Annotated in this window: 12 protein-coding genes and 1 pseudogene; 7 read left to right on the forward strand and 6 right to left on the reverse strand. The window is 59.0% G+C overall.

From position 1 onward, the window contains the following. Nucleotides 1-30: 30 nt before the first annotated feature. The 6 genes and pseudogenes from AC1RTQ_RS18330 to AC1RTQ_RS18355 form a co-directional block, all read right to left on the reverse strand. The gene (locus tag AC1RTQ_RS18330) at nt 31-2,106 is read right to left on the reverse strand and encodes a sensor domain-containing diguanylate cyclase (protein ID WP_492877805.1); all 2,076 of its coding nucleotides are present in this window, start codon (nt 2,104-2,106) and stop codon (nt 31-33) included. 248 nt (nt 2,107-2,354) lie between these two features. Further along, nucleotides 2,355-2,993, reverse strand: coding sequence for a Crp/Fnr family transcriptional regulator (locus tag AC1RTQ_RS18335; RefSeq protein WP_492877807.1), 639 nt, complete (start codon nt 2,991-2,993; stop codon nt 2,355-2,357). Between the two features lie 399 nt (nt 2,994-3,392). Beyond that, nucleotides 3,393-5,810, reverse strand: a complete 2,418-nt coding sequence (locus AC1RTQ_RS18340) for a TonB-dependent receptor (RefSeq protein WP_492877809.1) — start codon at nt 5,808-5,810, stop codon at nt 3,393-3,395. Between the two features lie 266 nt (nt 5,811-6,076). Next, nucleotides 6,077-7,030, reverse strand: a complete 954-nt coding sequence (locus AC1RTQ_RS18345) for a FecR domain-containing protein (protein WP_492877811.1) — start codon at nt 7,028-7,030, stop codon at nt 6,077-6,079. Next, on the reverse strand, nt 7,023-7,502 hold the full coding sequence (locus AC1RTQ_RS18350) for a sigma-70 family RNA polymerase sigma factor (protein ID WP_492877923.1): 480 nt from the start codon (nt 7,500-7,502) through the stop codon (nt 7,023-7,025). The genes AC1RTQ_RS18345 and AC1RTQ_RS18350 overlap by 8 nt, the downstream gene beginning before the upstream one ends. Nucleotides 7,503-7,805: 303 nt before the next feature. Beyond that, nucleotides 7,806-8,330, reverse strand: a pseudogene (locus AC1RTQ_RS18355) (TonB-dependent receptor domain-containing protein); the annotation flags it as partial. Nucleotides 8,331-9,359: 1,029 nt separating this feature from the next. On the opposite strand from AC1RTQ_RS18355, the gene AC1RTQ_RS18360 reads away from it, so the two are divergent. From AC1RTQ_RS18360 to AC1RTQ_RS18390, 7 genes are all read left to right on the forward strand, one after another. Then, complete coding sequence (locus tag AC1RTQ_RS18360) at nt 9,360-9,815, forward strand: lipocalin family protein (protein ID WP_492877925.1); 456 nt, start codon at nt 9,360-9,362, stop codon at nt 9,813-9,815. A 73-nt stretch (nt 9,816-9,888) separates the two neighbouring features. After that, nucleotides 9,889-10,953: an NAD(P)/FAD-dependent oxidoreductase gene (locus AC1RTQ_RS18365; protein ID WP_492877813.1), complete on the forward strand. Its 1,065-nt coding sequence runs from the start codon at nt 9,889-9,891 to the stop codon at nt 10,951-10,953. Between the two features lie 18 nt (nt 10,954-10,971). Beyond that, on the forward strand, nt 10,972-11,133 hold the full coding sequence (locus AC1RTQ_RS18370; protein ID WP_080692921.1) for a DUF2256 domain-containing protein: 162 nt from the start codon (nt 10,972-10,974) through the stop codon (nt 11,131-11,133). Continuing rightward, on the forward strand, nt 11,130-12,425 hold the full coding sequence (locus AC1RTQ_RS18375) for a DASH family cryptochrome (protein WP_492877816.1): 1,296 nt from the start codon (nt 11,130-11,132) through the stop codon (nt 12,423-12,425). The genes AC1RTQ_RS18370 and AC1RTQ_RS18375 overlap by 4 nt, the downstream gene beginning before the upstream one ends. Further along, nucleotides 12,422-13,981, forward strand: coding sequence for a cryptochrome/photolyase family protein (locus AC1RTQ_RS18380; RefSeq protein WP_492877818.1), 1,560 nt, complete (start codon nt 12,422-12,424; stop codon nt 13,979-13,981). Before AC1RTQ_RS18375 ends, AC1RTQ_RS18380 begins: the two co-directional genes overlap by 4 nt. A gap of 23 nt (nt 13,982-14,004) precedes the next feature. Then, nucleotides 14,005-14,703 carry an SDR family NAD(P)-dependent oxidoreductase gene (locus tag AC1RTQ_RS18385; RefSeq protein WP_492877820.1) on the forward strand — a complete coding sequence of 233 codons (699 nt, stop codon included), beginning with the start codon at nt 14,005-14,007 and terminating at the stop codon, nt 14,701-14,703. 34 nt (nt 14,704-14,737) lie between these two features. Continuing rightward, complete coding sequence (locus tag AC1RTQ_RS18390) at nt 14,738-15,640, forward strand: TIGR01777 family oxidoreductase (protein ID WP_492877822.1); 903 nt, start codon at nt 14,738-14,740, stop codon at nt 15,638-15,640. Nucleotides 15,641-15,659 lie beyond the last annotated feature (19 nt).

Here is a 15,659-nt window from a genome sequence, read left to right on the forward strand (position 1 = left end):
CTGCCTTGAATTCAGCATGCGCAATCCGACTCAGACCGCTGCAGTCATCACTTCAACACGGTTGCGCCCTTTGCGCTTGGCGGCGTAGCAGGCCATATCGGCCCCCTTGAAGGCGCTGGCCGCCGTGTGGTAGCTGGCATCCAGCAGCAACATGCCGATGCTGGCGCTCAACATATAGCGCTGCCCCTGGTAGGAGCCCTCCCAGTCCTGGATGGCCATGCACAGCAGTTGTGCATGACGCATTCCCTCCTCACGGCTGATTCCGGCCATGAGAATGGCAAATTCATCGCCTCCAACCCTGGCCACCCAGCCATGGGGCCGCACCGTCGACTCGATCAGTCGCGCAATATGGGCGAGCACCTCGTCACCCACTTCACGCCCGCCCTGGCGATTGACCTGAGAGAAGTGGTCCAAGTCTACATACAGCACGATGCCATGCGCCTTGGGCTCGCTCTGCGAACGGGCGACCACGTTCGCGCCTCCCAAGCTCTCCAGATAGTCGGGAGTCGTGTATTCGCGCAGCCATTCCTTGAGCCGCAGAGCAAAGGCCGTTCGGTTGGGCAGGCGGGTCAAGGGATCGTGCATGGCTTTCCAGCTCGATTGCTCGCGCAACTGCCGCTGCGTGGTCACATCCTCCAACTCCCAGACCAGGTATTGACCATCCTGCGCCTTGCCCGACTGCTCCCAGGCCCTGTGCATGCGCTGCATGCTCTGACCGTGAATTCGCACCCATATCGGCCTTGCATCCTTGCGCACCAAGCAGACTTCGCTATCAAATTGTCCATAAGTATCCAGAGCCCGCCGAACCCGCCCCATCAGATCCTCATAGTCGGCATCGCTGGCACACAGGTCACGCACAGCCAGGCCCTGCATTTCCTGAGGCTGATAGCCAAGTACTCTGGCGGCCTGCATGCCCACACGCTGCACCTTTGAGCCATGCGTCACGATCAAACCTACGGGGGCATAGTCCATCAACGTCTGCAACTGCATCTGCAAATCACGCTCAAGCTCGCCATGCGCCTCATATCCACCGCCCAGGGCCTGCAATGCAGTGCGCAGGGTCTGGGCCTCTCCCCAGTCATGATCGGACAGGCCATGCCACCAGTTGCCCCTGCGGCTGGCCAAGTCCACTTCCAGCATCAGACCGCGTCGAGAAGCCTGCTCTGCCGAGCGGAACAAGGCCGTCAGCGGATAGGCGATCAGGCAAAGCACTGCTGCAAGCAGTCCAGCCAGCACCAGCAGGGCCGTGGCCAGCCAGCCCATCATCTTGACCGAGACCCCCGGCACCCATTCCTGAACGTTGCTGACCTTCAGCAAAGTCCATTGCGCCCAAGGCAGCGGCATGGCGCTCCAGAGTTGGTTATTTCTCTGCTCACTGAGCGCACCGGTCTGAGCCGTCTTGAGCCAGGCTTGATCCAGCCCGCGAGGCAGTGCAGCATCGGCCAAGGCAGGGGGCAATTGCCACTGCCCTTTGCTGCTGAGAGCCAGCGGACGCAGATCACGGTCGATCAGCAGCAGCTGGCTACCCGCTTCGGCAGAGGCAACTTCCAGCGAAAACAGCACCGACAAAGGCGTCCGGTAGCTGCCGCCAAGAACGCCCTCCAGCTTGCCTTGCAGATCACGCACCGGCACGACATTCTGAAACTCCAGCTGCAGGCCCGCATCCCCGGAACGCACCCAGGCTTGAGTGATCGGCTTGCCCTCTGCCAATGACCGCTTGAGCACTTCACGCAGCGGCTCTTCAAGCTGTTCTGCGGCCAGCGCCTGCTCCTGATGCAAATTGACCAGCAACTGCCCTTTTCCATCAGCCAGTTGAAGTTGCTCATACTGCTGTGCCATGGAGGTGGGCTGCTTGAGCATGGCCTCCAGTGACTCCTGGGAATCATGCATATGGCCCGCCAGCACAGAGGACAGACTATGCAGGGGTTTTTGCTGCTGCTCGACTCTGAAGGCCAGCGAACGAACCGCGTATTCCAACGCTTTGGTCTGCGCCGGCAGCGCTCCGTCCATGACCGCCCGGCGCAGGGAATAAGCCACCCAGCCCGCAGCGCCAGCGCCAGCCAGCAGCACGGCAATCATGGCAACAAGCACCATGCTGCGCAGCATGGGGCCCGGGCCTCTGCGTATCCGCCCAGACTGTGGCGCGGCAGCAACCTCCTGTGGCTGCGACGGTGCAACCCATGGCGGCTCTGCTTGCAGGGAGAAGACAGCTTCTGACATGGGCCTCAATATAGAGAGCCGATGTCTGCAACCCAACGAGAGGAAACCCCGGAGATTGTCGACAAATGCTACGCCGCAAGCTCCTGCTCAGAGGACAAGCCAAGCGCTGCATGGCCTGCAACCCGGCCCGGTATTTACCCCAGCGCCAGCACCTCCAGTGCGCCGGGCTTGGGTAATTCAATGACATTGCCTCGCCCGGCAATCAGCCCATGCTCTCGCAACTGCCTGAGCACGCGCGAGAATGTTTCCGGAGCAATACCCAGTTGCGCTGCAATCAGGCGTTTGCGTGCCTTGAGGATGACATGAAGGGCATTGCCATTTCCCCCCGGGATCGCATGGTTCAGCAGCCACTGGGCGCAGCGAGCTTCGGCGTCCTGAGCCAGGCGACTGACCGCCAGCTCGGTCTGCGAGCAATAGGCCTTGGCCACATCTTTGAGCAAGTGCTGCACGGCAGGTGCAAGCTCCGCCACAGAGCTGAGAAAGCGCGCCAGCGGAATGATATAGATGCGCCCAGCCGTCTGTGCCTGCATATCGAGGCACGAAGGACGCTCTTGCAGCGCAAAAGCAGCATCCAGCCAGGTCGGCCCTTCCACCTGCCCCAGCTGATGGCGCATGGCCGACTCCTGCCCGACCCCGAGCATCACGCTGCCGCTTTCCAGATACAGCACCGAATCGAGGGGTTGGCGACGTTGCCTGAGCCAAGAGCCTGGGGCAAAGCTCTCAGGCTGCCCAAACGTGGAAGCGATTTGCGACATGGAGGGCATGGTGAACATATGTGCCACTGTGCCGGGCTTTGCCCCGGCTCATATTGAGCCAAGTCAACAAGCCGGGCCGACCAGGAAAAAGGGCCGCTGTCGACACTGCGGCCCTTGGGAACTGGCAAGTCGATATTCCAGATCGACAACGTCGTAAACACCATTCAGCCCCCGGAAACAGACACGTCCAGGCGCCTCATATCGCTGCATCTTTTTGCCCCTCGACCATGGGTTGCCGATAGCTGTCATTCCTTACCGGACGCGGGAAGTCCGCTCAAGGCAGCAGACTCTCAGGAAACGCTGTCATGAATACGGCAAGCAGCAGACGCAGTGCCTCGACGTCAAAACAGCTCAATCAGATCAGGCGCTGCTGCCGCAAATCATCGCCATTCGTCGATCGACGTGTATGACGCGCATCTACCAAGTGTGTGCATAGCTGACTCGCAACACCGTGCCCGCTGCAGGGAGGCGGCTGGTGTTGTTGTTATTGCGAAGCAGCTGGCTGTATAGCGGGAAGTAGTTGCGGTTGAGCAGGTTTTCCACACCGAGCGATACGCGGTTCTTGGAATCGATTTTCCATTGGCTGATCAAGTCCACGGTGGTGTAGCCTCTGGTGTCGTGGCGCCCAAAGCTGGTCTTGCCATCCAGTCGGTAATCCTTGGAGGCATATGCGCTTGCCTGGATGCGGTGGCTCCAGCTGGCACTGGGACGGTATTCCACATATGCAGTCAGTTTGAGGGGCGCAATACGATAGCCCGTCATGTCCTGATAAAGGCTTGAGCCTTGCGGGAGTTCACGCCCTCTCATCCAGGTAAAGCTCCCACCGCTGCTCCAGCGGTCATCGTCGCTGAAGTAGTCGAGGCCACCTTCGATACCCCGGATTTTTTCTTTGGTTCGCAGCAGCGTGAGTCCGTTGTTGAAGCTCTGCACGGCACCGAGATCGGAGCGCGATTGAAAGGCTCCCAGGTTGGCAATGACATTGGAAAACTTCCCGCGCCAACCGACCTCTACGGTATCTGTTTTGACTGCCTGCAGGTTGGAGTTTCCGATATTGAAGCCCGCTGTGGCATTGCGCACCACGACCCCGATATCCGGTAGCTCAAAGCCCTGGCTGTACGACGCATAGAACTCGTGTCCCTTGGTAGGCGCAAAAACCGTGCCCAGGTTGTAAGTCCATGAGCCATATTTAACGGTACCGCCAGCCACGGACTGGGAACTGGGCAATTTCGATTGCGACAAAGGGGTGAAATCGTTGAAGCTGGCCTGAGCTCGGTCGTAGCGTGCTCCGCCTTCCACAGACCACTGATCGTTGAATTTGTGTTGCAACTGGGCAAAGGCGCCAATGCTTCGGGTCGTGACCTGAGGCATATAGATCAAGCGGCCAATCTTGTTGAACACCAGACCTCCACTGGAGTCATAGGCCTTGGAATCAAAGATATCGATCGGCATGTCGGTGCGCTCGTGATTGAAGTCCGCCCCCCAGATCAGCAAGGTGTTCTTCTCTTGTCCGAGAGGTGTTTTGATGGTCAGGCGACCACCGAACACATCGGAGTTCTGCATGGACTGATCGACGTTGGCCCCTCGCACAGGAACGGCGCGTGCATCGAACGGCGCAAAGCGCGTATAAAAATCCCGGTAATAGAGTTGAGCCGCCACGGCGCTGCCTGCGAGATTGCGGTTCTCGTAGTCAAGACCCAGCATGGTGTTCTTGATCTGGTTTTGATCTGCAAGTACCAAGCCCTTGATAGGCCTGGCTGCAGCCGAACCTGCTGGCAAGCGGGCCACAGACGCATCCGATGCATAGTCGGTGTCCTGGCTGGCGTTGTAGTGGCTCGCGGAGAATTGAAGCCGTTGATTGGCGTCCAGCTTGAAGCCGATCTTGGCGGACGCGTTGTAGATATCGGAGTCGAACAAGTCTCCCTGGCTGGGCTCGGGTGCAATGCGTGCACCCTTGGCGTCGAACGAGCCTCCGACATGCTTGGCGCCCAGGCTGACGGAATAATCGACCACATCGCCGCCGCCAGAAAGATAGTGCTGGACTTCGGCTCCAAGCCCGGCGCCTCTGAGTGTGGACAGCGGTGCAGATCCCGTCACGATGGTCTCTGCTTTGGTCTCGCCCGAGGGGCGTTTGGTGCGCACAGAGATGATGCCACCTGCTGCGCCGCTGCCGTAGATGGCGCTGCTGCCGCGAAGCACCTCGATCTGCTCGATGTCCGCAGGGTTGATGTTGGCGAGGTTTCTGGAGGAGTCGCGATTGGTGTTCAGTGGAACCCCGTCCACAAGAATAAGCATGTTCCGGCCACGCAGAGTCTGCCCATAGTCGGTGATTGTGTGACTGGAATCTGCCATTCCAGGGACGACTTTGCTGAGCATGGTTGCCAGACTGTCGGAGCCTTGCCGAAGTTGCTGAACTTCTTCACCTTCGAGAATACTGACCTGCCGAGACGGCGCAACGAGATTATTCTGGGTACGTGCCGTCACAGTAACGACTGCAAGCTCGGCAGAGCCTTGTCCGCTGGCAGGCACGGAAGCACTGCTCTTTTGCTCGATGGACGCCTTGGTGGTCCCCGGGACTTCCAGTGCATAGTTGCCTTCACTTAGGCGATGTGCACTCAATCCCGAGCTTTCCAGCAAATGTGCAAAACCGCCATCGACGGTGTGGAAACCAGACAGGCCGGGGGTACGCTTGTCGTTGAGCTTGCTCAGATCCATGCTGAGATTGATGCCCGCCTGAGCTGCAAAGTCCATCAGTGCGGGACCGAGCGGGCCAGCGGATACCTGATAGGACTTCTGCGCAGGACTGGTAGACGGATCTGCCGCATAAGCCTCTGGCATGTGCAAACCGATAGCGGCTGTGCCGACGATGGCAACAAAAATTCCTCTGACTGCCGCTGCGACGGGGCGCAGTCGCGTTGCTTTGGCGTTCCTGTTGAGTTTCCGGACGTACTTTTCGGGCATCTGCTCAATCCTCCTGGCTGTCAATAAACGGGTCTTGATGCACTTGACAGGCGAGATTGAAAAACAGGACAGCGATTGAACAGAGTCATCGCTCCTGCCTGAATTTCGGAGGGCAGCATGCGAGAACCTGATCGTGAGAAACGTCAGGAACGCGTGACGGTTATCCAGTAACGGGTGCGTTGCTGCCTACGGATCGGCATGGTCCGAGCCAGCAGCTCGAGAATACGATCGGTATCGCGCAAATGGAATGTGCCGGAGACGAGCAGCTCAGCAGCACTTGGATCGCAGCGCAGAACTCCTTCGCGATAGCGCTGCAGCTCCTCCAGAAAGTCAGCCAAGCGCATGTTCTCGGCATACAACACACCCTGAGTCCAGGCATCGGTGCGGGATGGCAGCGAGGTGAAGGCCCCCGCCTTGTGAGCATCAAAGCTCACTTGCTCGCCAGCCTGCACGACAAGAGATTGCCTGGAATGCGCAGGCATTACCTGCACCGCGCCTTGCAGCACCGACAGCGTCGTGCTCCGTGCATGCTTTCGAACGATGAATTTCGTGCCCAGTGCCTGCAGCCGCCCATCGGCAGTCTGGACAACAAAGGGCAAAGTCTTGTATTCGCTCAGGTGTGCGGTTTCCACCAGAATCTCACCGGCAAGATGCTGGATCAGACGTTCTTTGCCATTGAACTGAACGCTTATTGCGGAAGCCGTATTCAACAGCACCTGACTGTTGTCAGCCAATGTCAGTTCGCGTCTTTCGCCTGTTGCTGTTCGGAAGTCCGCATTCCAGATGTGCCATGGCAGATAGCGGTATGAGAACCAGCCAAGCATTGGCGTTGCCAGCGCAAGTGCCGATGCACGCAGAATCTGCCGGCGATTTGCTGCAGCACGTGGACGATCCAGAACGGCCATGCCCACTGCCGAGGGAACACTATCCATTCGGAATTTCAGTTGCTCTATGCGTTGCCAGATTTCCTCGTGAGTTGTACTGAGACTGCGCCATCGAACCAGCGCGTCTTGCTCTGCTTCGCTGAAGTCCGACGCATGCCGGCGAGCCAGCCATTGAGCGGCCTCATCGAGAATGCTTGCATCCATTTCAGGCATCCAGCATCACGCGCAGGCATTGCCGGAATCCTTGCGCCATATAACGGGTGACCGTACGCACGCTTACTTGCATTTGCGTGGCGATCTCCTCGTAGGCGAGCCCTTCGAGCTGTGAAAGCAGGAATGCAGTGCGAACTTTCGCTGGAAGTTCTCTCAGCAATGCGTCCAGCTCCTCCAGGGTCTGCAGCAAGATGGCTCGAGCCTCTGCGGAGAGCGCGGTGGCTTCAGGCAGTAGCTGCAAGGAGGCAAGATATGCCTGTTCGAGCGAGCGGCGTTCCAGGTGATTGATCATCAATCGCCTGGCAACCGTTGTCAGATAAGCCCTGGGCTCTCTGATGTCTTCGATTGCTTGCGTTCTGGCAGTTGTCCAAATGCGCGCGAATGTGTCCTGCGCAATGTCTGCCGCGTCATAGCGGTCACCGAGCTTGCGCTGTAGCCAGGAGATCAGCCAGCGGTTGTGCAGTGTGTACATGCTGCCAAGTGCTTCACTGGCGATGCTGTTGGCGTGGATAGGCACCGAAGTCTCTCGTGCATTGGAAATGCAACGATTTTACATAAATGATACCCATTCTCAATTATTAAGAAACCCCCACCGCCCAGCGGGCACAGCCCACCTCCCCAAGCCAGACCCGGTCCGGCCGAGCTTCATCACAGCCATGAAAAGCAGCTGCGCGGCCGTCGTCAAAGGATCTCGGACCCATCTCTGCTCGAAATCAGCAAGAGCGTCGTCAACCAGGAGACCAGAGGCCTGCCTGCAAACTCCAGCACACCCGCCTCAGAAGTCAATCGTTGCCGACAGCGCAGGCGTGCGTGGCACCCCCAGTGCCAAGCTGGACAGCAGTGGCATGCCCCAATAGGCCTTGTTGGAAACGTTCAGCACCGTCGCGCGAAACGTGACAGGGTTGCCGGCAACCATGGTTGCATAGCCTGCACCGAGGTCGTAGGTCACACAACCTGCCGCCCAAAGGCTGTTGTCCGCATCGATATATTGCTTGGACACCGCCGTTGCATTACCCGTAACAGTCAGCCCGGCAATGGCAGGAACATCCCATTCAACACCCAATGTTCCTTGCAGCTGGGGTACACCCGTGGCGACTTTGCCCTGATTGACGCCGCCTGCGGTCTGCGTCAGCTTGTGGGCTGTGTAGACAATCCTGCCCATCATGCGTACGCCACGCAGCGGTGACCCCCACAAACCCCATTCGATGCCGCGATTGCGCCGCTCTGCACCGAACGAGAAGAGATTGGTGACCAGGTCCGTATAGCAGCTGGGGCGGGTGATCTCGAACAGACTGCCTGTTTGCAGCACGAACAGAATGCCATTGAGCGCTGCTTCATCGCTCACGGTGAGCTTGCGTGCGCCACCTTTGACGGAAGGCGTGAAGGCCGGGATCAGGGGCTGCAGCTGTCGCCGCAGTTCTTTGCTGACTGGTTGTCTTGCCATGAGGGCCAGACGCATAAATGCGTCTGGCTGATCTCAAAGGGAAGTAGCGTTAGCGGCTCTTAAAGGCACAGATGCTGCCGAGCCCGCCGGACAGCAGGGGCAGAACCACGCCCGCTGGAAACAGCGCCATGGCTGAACTTGCTTCAACGTCCCTTGGCCTGAAGCTCATCGACACGCGAGATCCCCTCCTGATACTGGACCTAGTACGCATAAGGTTTGCTTGCGATACATCTGAATTTTTAATACCGAATAGTGCAAATCTGCCACGTTCAGTTTATAGTTTGAACTGATGAGTTCAAGTTTTGTACTTTTTGGTTTTCATCGATACGTAGCCAACGCACCAGGGAGCGTCCATGTCTCGTTTTATTTTCTGAGGCGGTGTGCCCCTGTTTCCAAGCACACAGAACTAGACACCGAACGCCGAATGCAAATCGCTTTCTCACCGGGACCGCCTATGAGTGATGAGCAGGCCGCGAGCTCAATCGGCAACGGGTCTTCAGGAGGTAAGTGCGCAGCGGGGCATTCGCCCAGTGTTCCGTCGCGTGTCACACGCAGGGGTGTTTCAAGGCTTGCTTGAGCGCTAGTCAGGCAGCTAGGTTGCAAGTCGTTTGACGAGTAAGACTACAGACGGATTGGCTTGCTTTTAGGCTTGCTTTTAGGCTCGCATGACGGAGCATTTTTGCAACTTGGCCTCAACCAAAAACGATCCGTCATGCCTGCTTGAGCACCGCAATTGAGCACAACGTTGGCCTGGTATTACGCACAAGAAAAAGGACCTATATGCATATTTCAAGAAGCTCATTCATGCGCACGACAGCGCTTGCGGTGATCCTTGTGGGGGCCAATGTTGTCCTATCGGGTTGTGCCGTTGATGTACCCGATGGGGTGAAGCCGGTCACCGGTTTTGATGCCAAGCGCTACATGGGGACGTGGTACGAGTTGGCACGAATCGATCACAGTTTCGAGAAAGACCTGACCCAGGTCTCAGCTAGCTACAGCCTCAGAAACGACGGAAGCGTTACGGTGCTGAACCGTGGATTTGACTCAGTCAAGCAGCAATGGCGAGAAGCCGAGGGCAAGGCCCGATTCCTGGGGTTGGCAGATGTGGCGGCTCTGAAGGTATCTTTCTTCGGCCCTTTCTATGGCGGCTACAACGTGGTGAGCCTTGATGAGGACTATCAAACCTCTTTGGTGATCGGCAGCAGCATGGATTACTTCTGGCTTCTGTCACGCAATAAGACCATTCCCGAGCAACAGTTCAATCTGTTGCTACAGAAGGCCAAAACCCTGGGCGTGGACCTGAGTCGCGTCACGAAGGTCCCTCAATCGAACCAGCCTTGAGTTCAGAGAAGTCATTTCCCCGCGACTTTGCATTCGCGCGGATGGATCTTGCACTTACAGACTTTTAATTCCCATGAGCACCCACAACCCTGCACCGAGCAGCAGAAAAAAAACCATCGCAATCATTGGCGCAGGCATATCTGGACTGGCCTGCGCCCAGGCCTTGGTCGAAGTAGGCCACTGCGTCCATGTATTCGACAAAAGTCGGGGCGCCTCTGGCCGCATGAGCACGCGCCGCAGCAGCGATGGAGACATTGATTGGCAGTGTGACCACGGTGCCCAGTATTTCACGGCACATCATGCCGAGTTTCGACAACAGGTCTCCGATTGGCAGCAGGCAGGCGCTGCGCAGGTTTGGCAGGGCCGTATCGGCAAACACGATGGTCATGACTTCGCCTTGCAAGACAGCTTTTTGGAGCGCTTTGTCGGCACCCCACGCATGACCTCTCCGGCTGCACATATGGTGCGCGGCATGCATGCCATATCGCAATCTGTGCGTTTTCAGTGGCAAGCCACCGTCCAGCCTTTGCAACCGCGTTCGGCGTTTGGCTGGATTCTGCAAAGCCAGGAGCATGGCACCGAGCCACACCGCTACGAAGCGGTTGTGCTTGCCGTTCCGGCACCGCAGGCCGAGGCGCTGCTGGCAGGTGTTGCACCGCAAGCCTCTGCCCTTGCACGCAATGCCAGGATGCTGCCCTGCTGGGCACTCATGGTGCGCTGCCAGCAACCGTTGTCATTGCCGGTAGACGGCTGCTTTGTCGAGCACAGCCCATTGCGTTGGATCGCACGCGACAGCAGCAAACCTAGCCGAGGCGGCACCGAAACCTGGCTGCTACATGCCGCACACAGTTGGAGCGAGGCACATTTGGAAGACGATGTCGCAACTGTCACGGCCGCACTGCTGCATGCATTTGCGCAACTGGGAGGCCCCGATCCCGCCAGTGTTCAGGCTACCGCTCATCGCTGGTGCTATGCCGACACCGCCAACCCATTGAACGCGGGCGCATGGTGGGACGCTGCAGCAGGTTTGGGAATGTGTGGAGACTGGATGCACAGCGGCAGCGTGGAAGGTGCCTGGCTGAGCGGACGGAGCCTGGCCCGGCATGTCCACACCGCGCTGCACGCACACGCGGGCTGAGGCCGAAGGAGGCATGCCGTGCACCGCAAACCGCATCTGCCTGAAAAGTCATGCCTTTGCTGCGGGCGCCCATTTGCCTGGCGCAAAAAGTGGGCTCAGGTGTGGGACGAGGTCAAATACTGCTCCGAACGCTGCCGACGGCAGCGCAAGCAGTTACCTCCATCTGGGGAGCAGACATGAGCACGGTGCTGCTCTGGTTACGCAACGACCTGCGCCTGCACGACCAACCCGTCCTTCACGCCGCGTGCAGGATGGGGGCGCAGTACCTGCTGCCGGTGCTGTGCCTGCCGGACATTCAGGCTAGAACCCGTTGGGGCTTTGCCCGCATCGGCCAGCACCGTCGCACCTGGCTAGCCAAGACGATACAGAACCTGGCCGAGAATTTTCATGAACTGCGCTCTCAGCTATTGATTTTGAATGCGCCAGCCGCCATGGCTCTGCCTGCGCTGGCACAGGCCTTAGGGGCTTGCACCATTGTCTGTGAAGACGTCGCAGCGCCCGAGGAGCAAGCCGAGGTCGACGCTCTGCGAGCCGCAGGCCTGCAGGTGCACACCGTGTGGCACAGCAGCCTGCTGCACCCGGACCAATTGCCTTGGCCGGCGCGGCAGTTGCCCGCAGTGTTCACCCCGTTTCGCCAGGCTGTTGAGCAGGCCAAGCTACAACCTTACCCGCCTCTGCCAGTGCCGAAGGCTCTGCCCATAGTTCCGCCGAATATACCCAGCAAGTACCTTCAAGAGCAGGCACTTGCTCTGGATGCATTGACCGATGCCTCTAATTCGCTTGATGCCCGAAGCGCCACCGCCTTCCTGCAAGGCGGCGAGTCTGCGGCCCTTGCCCACCTCCGTCAGTACCTCGCACGCGGGCTTCCTCACAGCTACAAGCGTACGCGTAACGGTCTTGTGGGATTGGACTACTCAAGCAAATGGTCGCCCTGGCTTGCCACGGGGGCATTGTCGCCCCGGCAAGCCCACGCTCAACTTCGACAATTCGAAGCCATGTACGGCGTGACCGAAAGCAGCTACTGGCTCTGGTTCGAGCTGCTATGGCGCGACTATTTTCGTTTTCTGCACCTGCAGCATGGTCGCGCGCTCTACCGTGCACGAGGTCTGGGCCCGGTGCTTGCCACGCCGCATGATGATCAGGGCTTTGCAGCCTGGTGCGCCGGGCAGACCGGCCAGCCTCTGGTGGATGCAGCCATGCGCGAGTTGGCTGCAACGGGCTACCTCGGCAACCGTGTGCGCCAGGTGGCGGCCAGCTATCTGATCCATGATCTTGGCTGTGACTGGCGCGCCGGCGCTGCCTGGTTTGAGTCACAGTTGCTTGACTACGACGTCTACAGCAACCAGGGCAACTGGCTGTACATTGCCGGTCGGGGTACGGATCCACGCGGGGGGCGCCGCTTTGATCCTGTCAAGCAAGCTGCGACCTACGACGCTGATGGCGCCTACCAGCGCCTGTGGGGTAAAGCATGAGCGATAGTACGACCGCCACCCACAGCGCCCATACACTGCGTCTGGTACTGGGAGATCAGCTCAACCCGGAACACAGTTGGTTTCGGCAGGTGGACCTGCAGGTGGTGTATGTGCTGATGGAGGTGCGTCAGGAAACCGACTACGTGCTGCACCACGCACAGAAAATCCTGGCCATTTTTGCTGCCATGCGCGACTTTGCGCGCAAGCTGCGCGCTGACGGCCACAGGGTTCGTTATGTGTCGATCGACGATGCCAGTAACCGCCAGTCCATACCCGAAAACCTGGCGGCGCTTGCTGTGCACTACGGTGCCCGCACTGTGCAATGGCAGCAGCCCGACGAGTGGCGGCTGGACGCCCAACTACAGGCCTGGGCTAGCGGCCAGCAGCTGAGCTGCACTGCAGTAGACAGCGAACACTTCCTGACGGCACGCGATGACCTGGCGACCCAGATGCGTGGGCGCCGCCAGTGGTTGATGGAGCATTTCTACCGTGCCATGCGCCGCCGTTACGGACTGCTGCTGGACGAGCATGAACAGCCCGTTGGCGGACAGTGGAACTTTGACCACGACAACCGCAAACCCTGGCCAGGAACCCCTGTCGAGCCTGAGGACTGGCGCCCCCTCCACGACCACAGCGCGCTCTGGGGGATCGTGCAGCGCAGCGATGTGCAAAGCTTTGGTGACGCGCAGGCGGACGCCCTGCGTTGGCCGTTGAACCGGCAAGAGGCAATGCGCTGCCTGGAGGCATTTGTCACCCATGCACTGCCGCACTTTGGCGACTATGAAGACGCCATGTCCAGCCAAGCGCCGCGCTTATTCCACTCTTTGCTTTCGTTCGCGTTGAACGTGAAGATGCTGCGACCTCTGGAGGTGCTGCAGTCTGCCGAAGCCGCATGGCGCTCAGGCCACGCGCCGCTAGCTGCTGTGGAGGGCTTTGTGCGCCAGATCCTCGGCTGGCGTGAGTACATACGCGGCATCTATTGGGCACATATGCCGGGCTACGAAAGTCGCAATGCGCTGGATCACCACTTGCCGCTTCCGCACTGGTTCTGGACCGGGGACACGCATATGCGCTGTTTGCAGCAGTCCATCAAGCAGTCGCTGCAAACCGCCCATGCCCACCATATCCAGCGGCTGATGGTGATCGGCAACTTTGCCTTGCTGGCGGGGCTGGATCCGGTGGAGCTGCACCGCTGGTACCTGGGCATCTACATCGACGCTTTTGAGTGGGTAGAGCTGCCCAATACCCTGGGGATGAGCCAGCGCGCCGATGGCGGCCTGATTGCCACCAAACCCTATGTCAGTAGCGCGGCATACCTGCAGCGCATGGGCGACTACTGTCAGGGCTGTACGTACAACCCCAAGCAGAAGACTGGCCCGAACGCCTGCCCTTTCAACGCTCTCTACTGGGACTTTTTTGCGCGTCATGTCGAAGAACTTGGCAGCAACCACCGGTTGGCGTTGGTCTATCGACAATGGCAGAAATTCCCGCCTGAGCAGCAATCAGCGTTGCGCGCACATGCTCAGCAACTGCGCGAGCAGCTCGGCAACCTGTAGCAACGACATCACCCAGGCCTACCATGCAATCCCTGCCCACTGGTTACCGTGCTCTCATTCTTGGGGCCTCCGGCGCTATAGGCGCAGCCATTGCATCGCAGCTGGAGGCAGATCCGCGCTGTGCCTCGGTCGCTGCCCTGAGCCGTAGCAGCAGTCCCGCCGTCGACTTTGGAGCCCTGGACTCCATCGCAGTTGCCGCCGACTCGATGCGTCAGCAAGGTCCCTGGCACCTGATTGTGATTGCCACGGGAATGCTCAGCGGCCCAACCGGCACTCCCGAAAAGCGACTGGCTGACCTGAACGCCGCACACATGGCAGCCAGTTTTACCATCAACACCATCGGCCCGGCCTTGGCCTTGGCACACTTCTCACAGTTGCTTCCAAAGAACGAGCCCGGCGTGCTTGCGGTTCTTTCGGCCAAGGTTGGCAGTATCGGCGACAACCGTCTTGGTGGCTGGTATAGCTACCGAGCCTCGAAGGCTGCACTGAACATGCTGCTCAAGACCGCGTCTATTGAAATGGCTCGCACCCATCCAAAAGCTGTCCTGGCAGCCCTGCATCCCGGCACCGTTGACTCGGCTTTGTCGGCTCCGTTTCGCGGTGCTCAGATCGGCCGCCGCCCCACCGATGCTGCGCGGGATTTGTTGGCGGTATTAGACGGCCTGCAGCCAAAGGACAGCGGCGGCTTCTGGGCATACGATGGACAACGCCTGCCCTGGTGAGTCCTTTGTTCACTTCCCCAAAAGGAAAACCCCCATGCGCATCCTGTTAACCGGAGGCACCGGACTCATTGGACAGGCCCTCTGTCGGCTCTGGCGGCGCCAAGGTCATGACCTTTGGGTGTGGAGCCGAACTCCTCAGCAGGTAGAGAAATTGTGCCCGGGCTCCAAGGGTATAGCGCAACTTGAATCACTCGATGGCAGTGCTCCATTCGATGCTGTCGTCAACTTAGCAGGAGCCCCCATCGCAACTCACCGATGGTCTGCAAAGCGCTGCGGGCTTTTGTGGAACAGTCGAATTGACCTCACGCAAACCTTGGTGGATTGGATGGGAAGGCAGGTTTCGATACCGCCAGTGTTGATCTCGGGATCTGCTGTCGGCTGGTACGGTGACGGCGAAGAACAGTGGTTATCAGAGGACGGTTCACCGGGCAACATTGATTTCGGAAGCCGCCTTTGTGTGGCCTGGGAGCAGGAGGCTATGCGCGCGCGCCAAATGGGAGTGCGGGTTGTACTACTACGCACTGCCCCCGTGTTAGCGTCAACTGGTGGAATGCTGGCACGGCTGCTGCCAACATTCCAACGAGGGCTTGGAGGCAAGCTGGGCAGCGGCCAACAGTGGATGCCATGGATACACATTGATGACCAAGTCGCTCTCATCGACTACCTTTTGAATACTGAGAGCTGTAGCGGGCCCTACAACACTTGTTCTCCAGAGGTGGTGCGCAACACTGACTTCACGCAAATCCTCGCACAAGAGTTGGGCAAACCGGCCATATTTCACATTCCGGCCTGGGCGTTGCGACTGGCACTGGGGGAGATGTCCGTTCTGTTGCTGGGAGGCCAACGCTTGGTTCCGCAGCGCGCACAGGAAGCAGGGTTTTCTTGGCGATACCCTGAGCTTTCCGGAGCCTTGAGGCAACTGCTTCGCGAGCATTGAACTGGCTGCCCTTTAATTT

Source organism: Comamonas sp. GW821-FHT11H03 (assembly GCF_058807955.1).

What these genes read in the sequence shown, in the direction of transcription:
- AC1RTQ_RS18330 (WP_492877805.1), bottom strand. Translation starts at nt 2,106, where the DNA reads ATGCTGCGCAGCATGGTGCTTGTTGCCATGATTGCCGTGCTGCTGGCT.
- AC1RTQ_RS18335 (WP_492877807.1), bottom strand. Translation starts at nt 2,993, where the DNA reads ATGTTCACCATGCCCTCCATGTCGCAAATCGCTTCCACGTTTGGGCAG.
- AC1RTQ_RS18340 (WP_492877809.1), bottom strand. Translation starts at nt 5,810, where the DNA reads ATGCCAGAGGCTTATGCGGCAGATCCGTCTACCAGTCCTGCGCAGAAG.
- AC1RTQ_RS18345 (WP_492877811.1), bottom strand. Translation starts at nt 7,030, where the DNA reads ATGCCTGAAATGGATGCAAGCATTCTCGATGAGGCCGCTCAATGGCTG.
- AC1RTQ_RS18350 (WP_492877923.1), bottom strand. Translation starts at nt 7,502, where the DNA reads ATGTACACACTGCACAACCGCTGGCTGATCTCCTGGCTACAGCGCAAG.
- AC1RTQ_RS18365 (WP_492877813.1), top strand. Translation starts at nt 9,889, where the DNA reads ATGAGCACCCACAACCCTGCACCGAGCAGCAGAAAAAAAACCATCGCA.
- AC1RTQ_RS18375 (WP_492877816.1), top strand. Translation starts at nt 11,130, where the DNA reads ATGAGCACGGTGCTGCTCTGGTTACGCAACGACCTGCGCCTGCACGAC.
- AC1RTQ_RS18380 (WP_492877818.1), top strand. Translation starts at nt 12,422, where the DNA reads ATGAGCGATAGTACGACCGCCACCCACAGCGCCCATACACTGCGTCTG.
- AC1RTQ_RS18385 (WP_492877820.1), top strand. Translation starts at nt 14,005, where the DNA reads ATGCAATCCCTGCCCACTGGTTACCGTGCTCTCATTCTTGGGGCCTCC.
- AC1RTQ_RS18390 (WP_492877822.1), top strand. Translation starts at nt 14,738, where the DNA reads ATGCGCATCCTGTTAACCGGAGGCACCGGACTCATTGGACAGGCCCTC.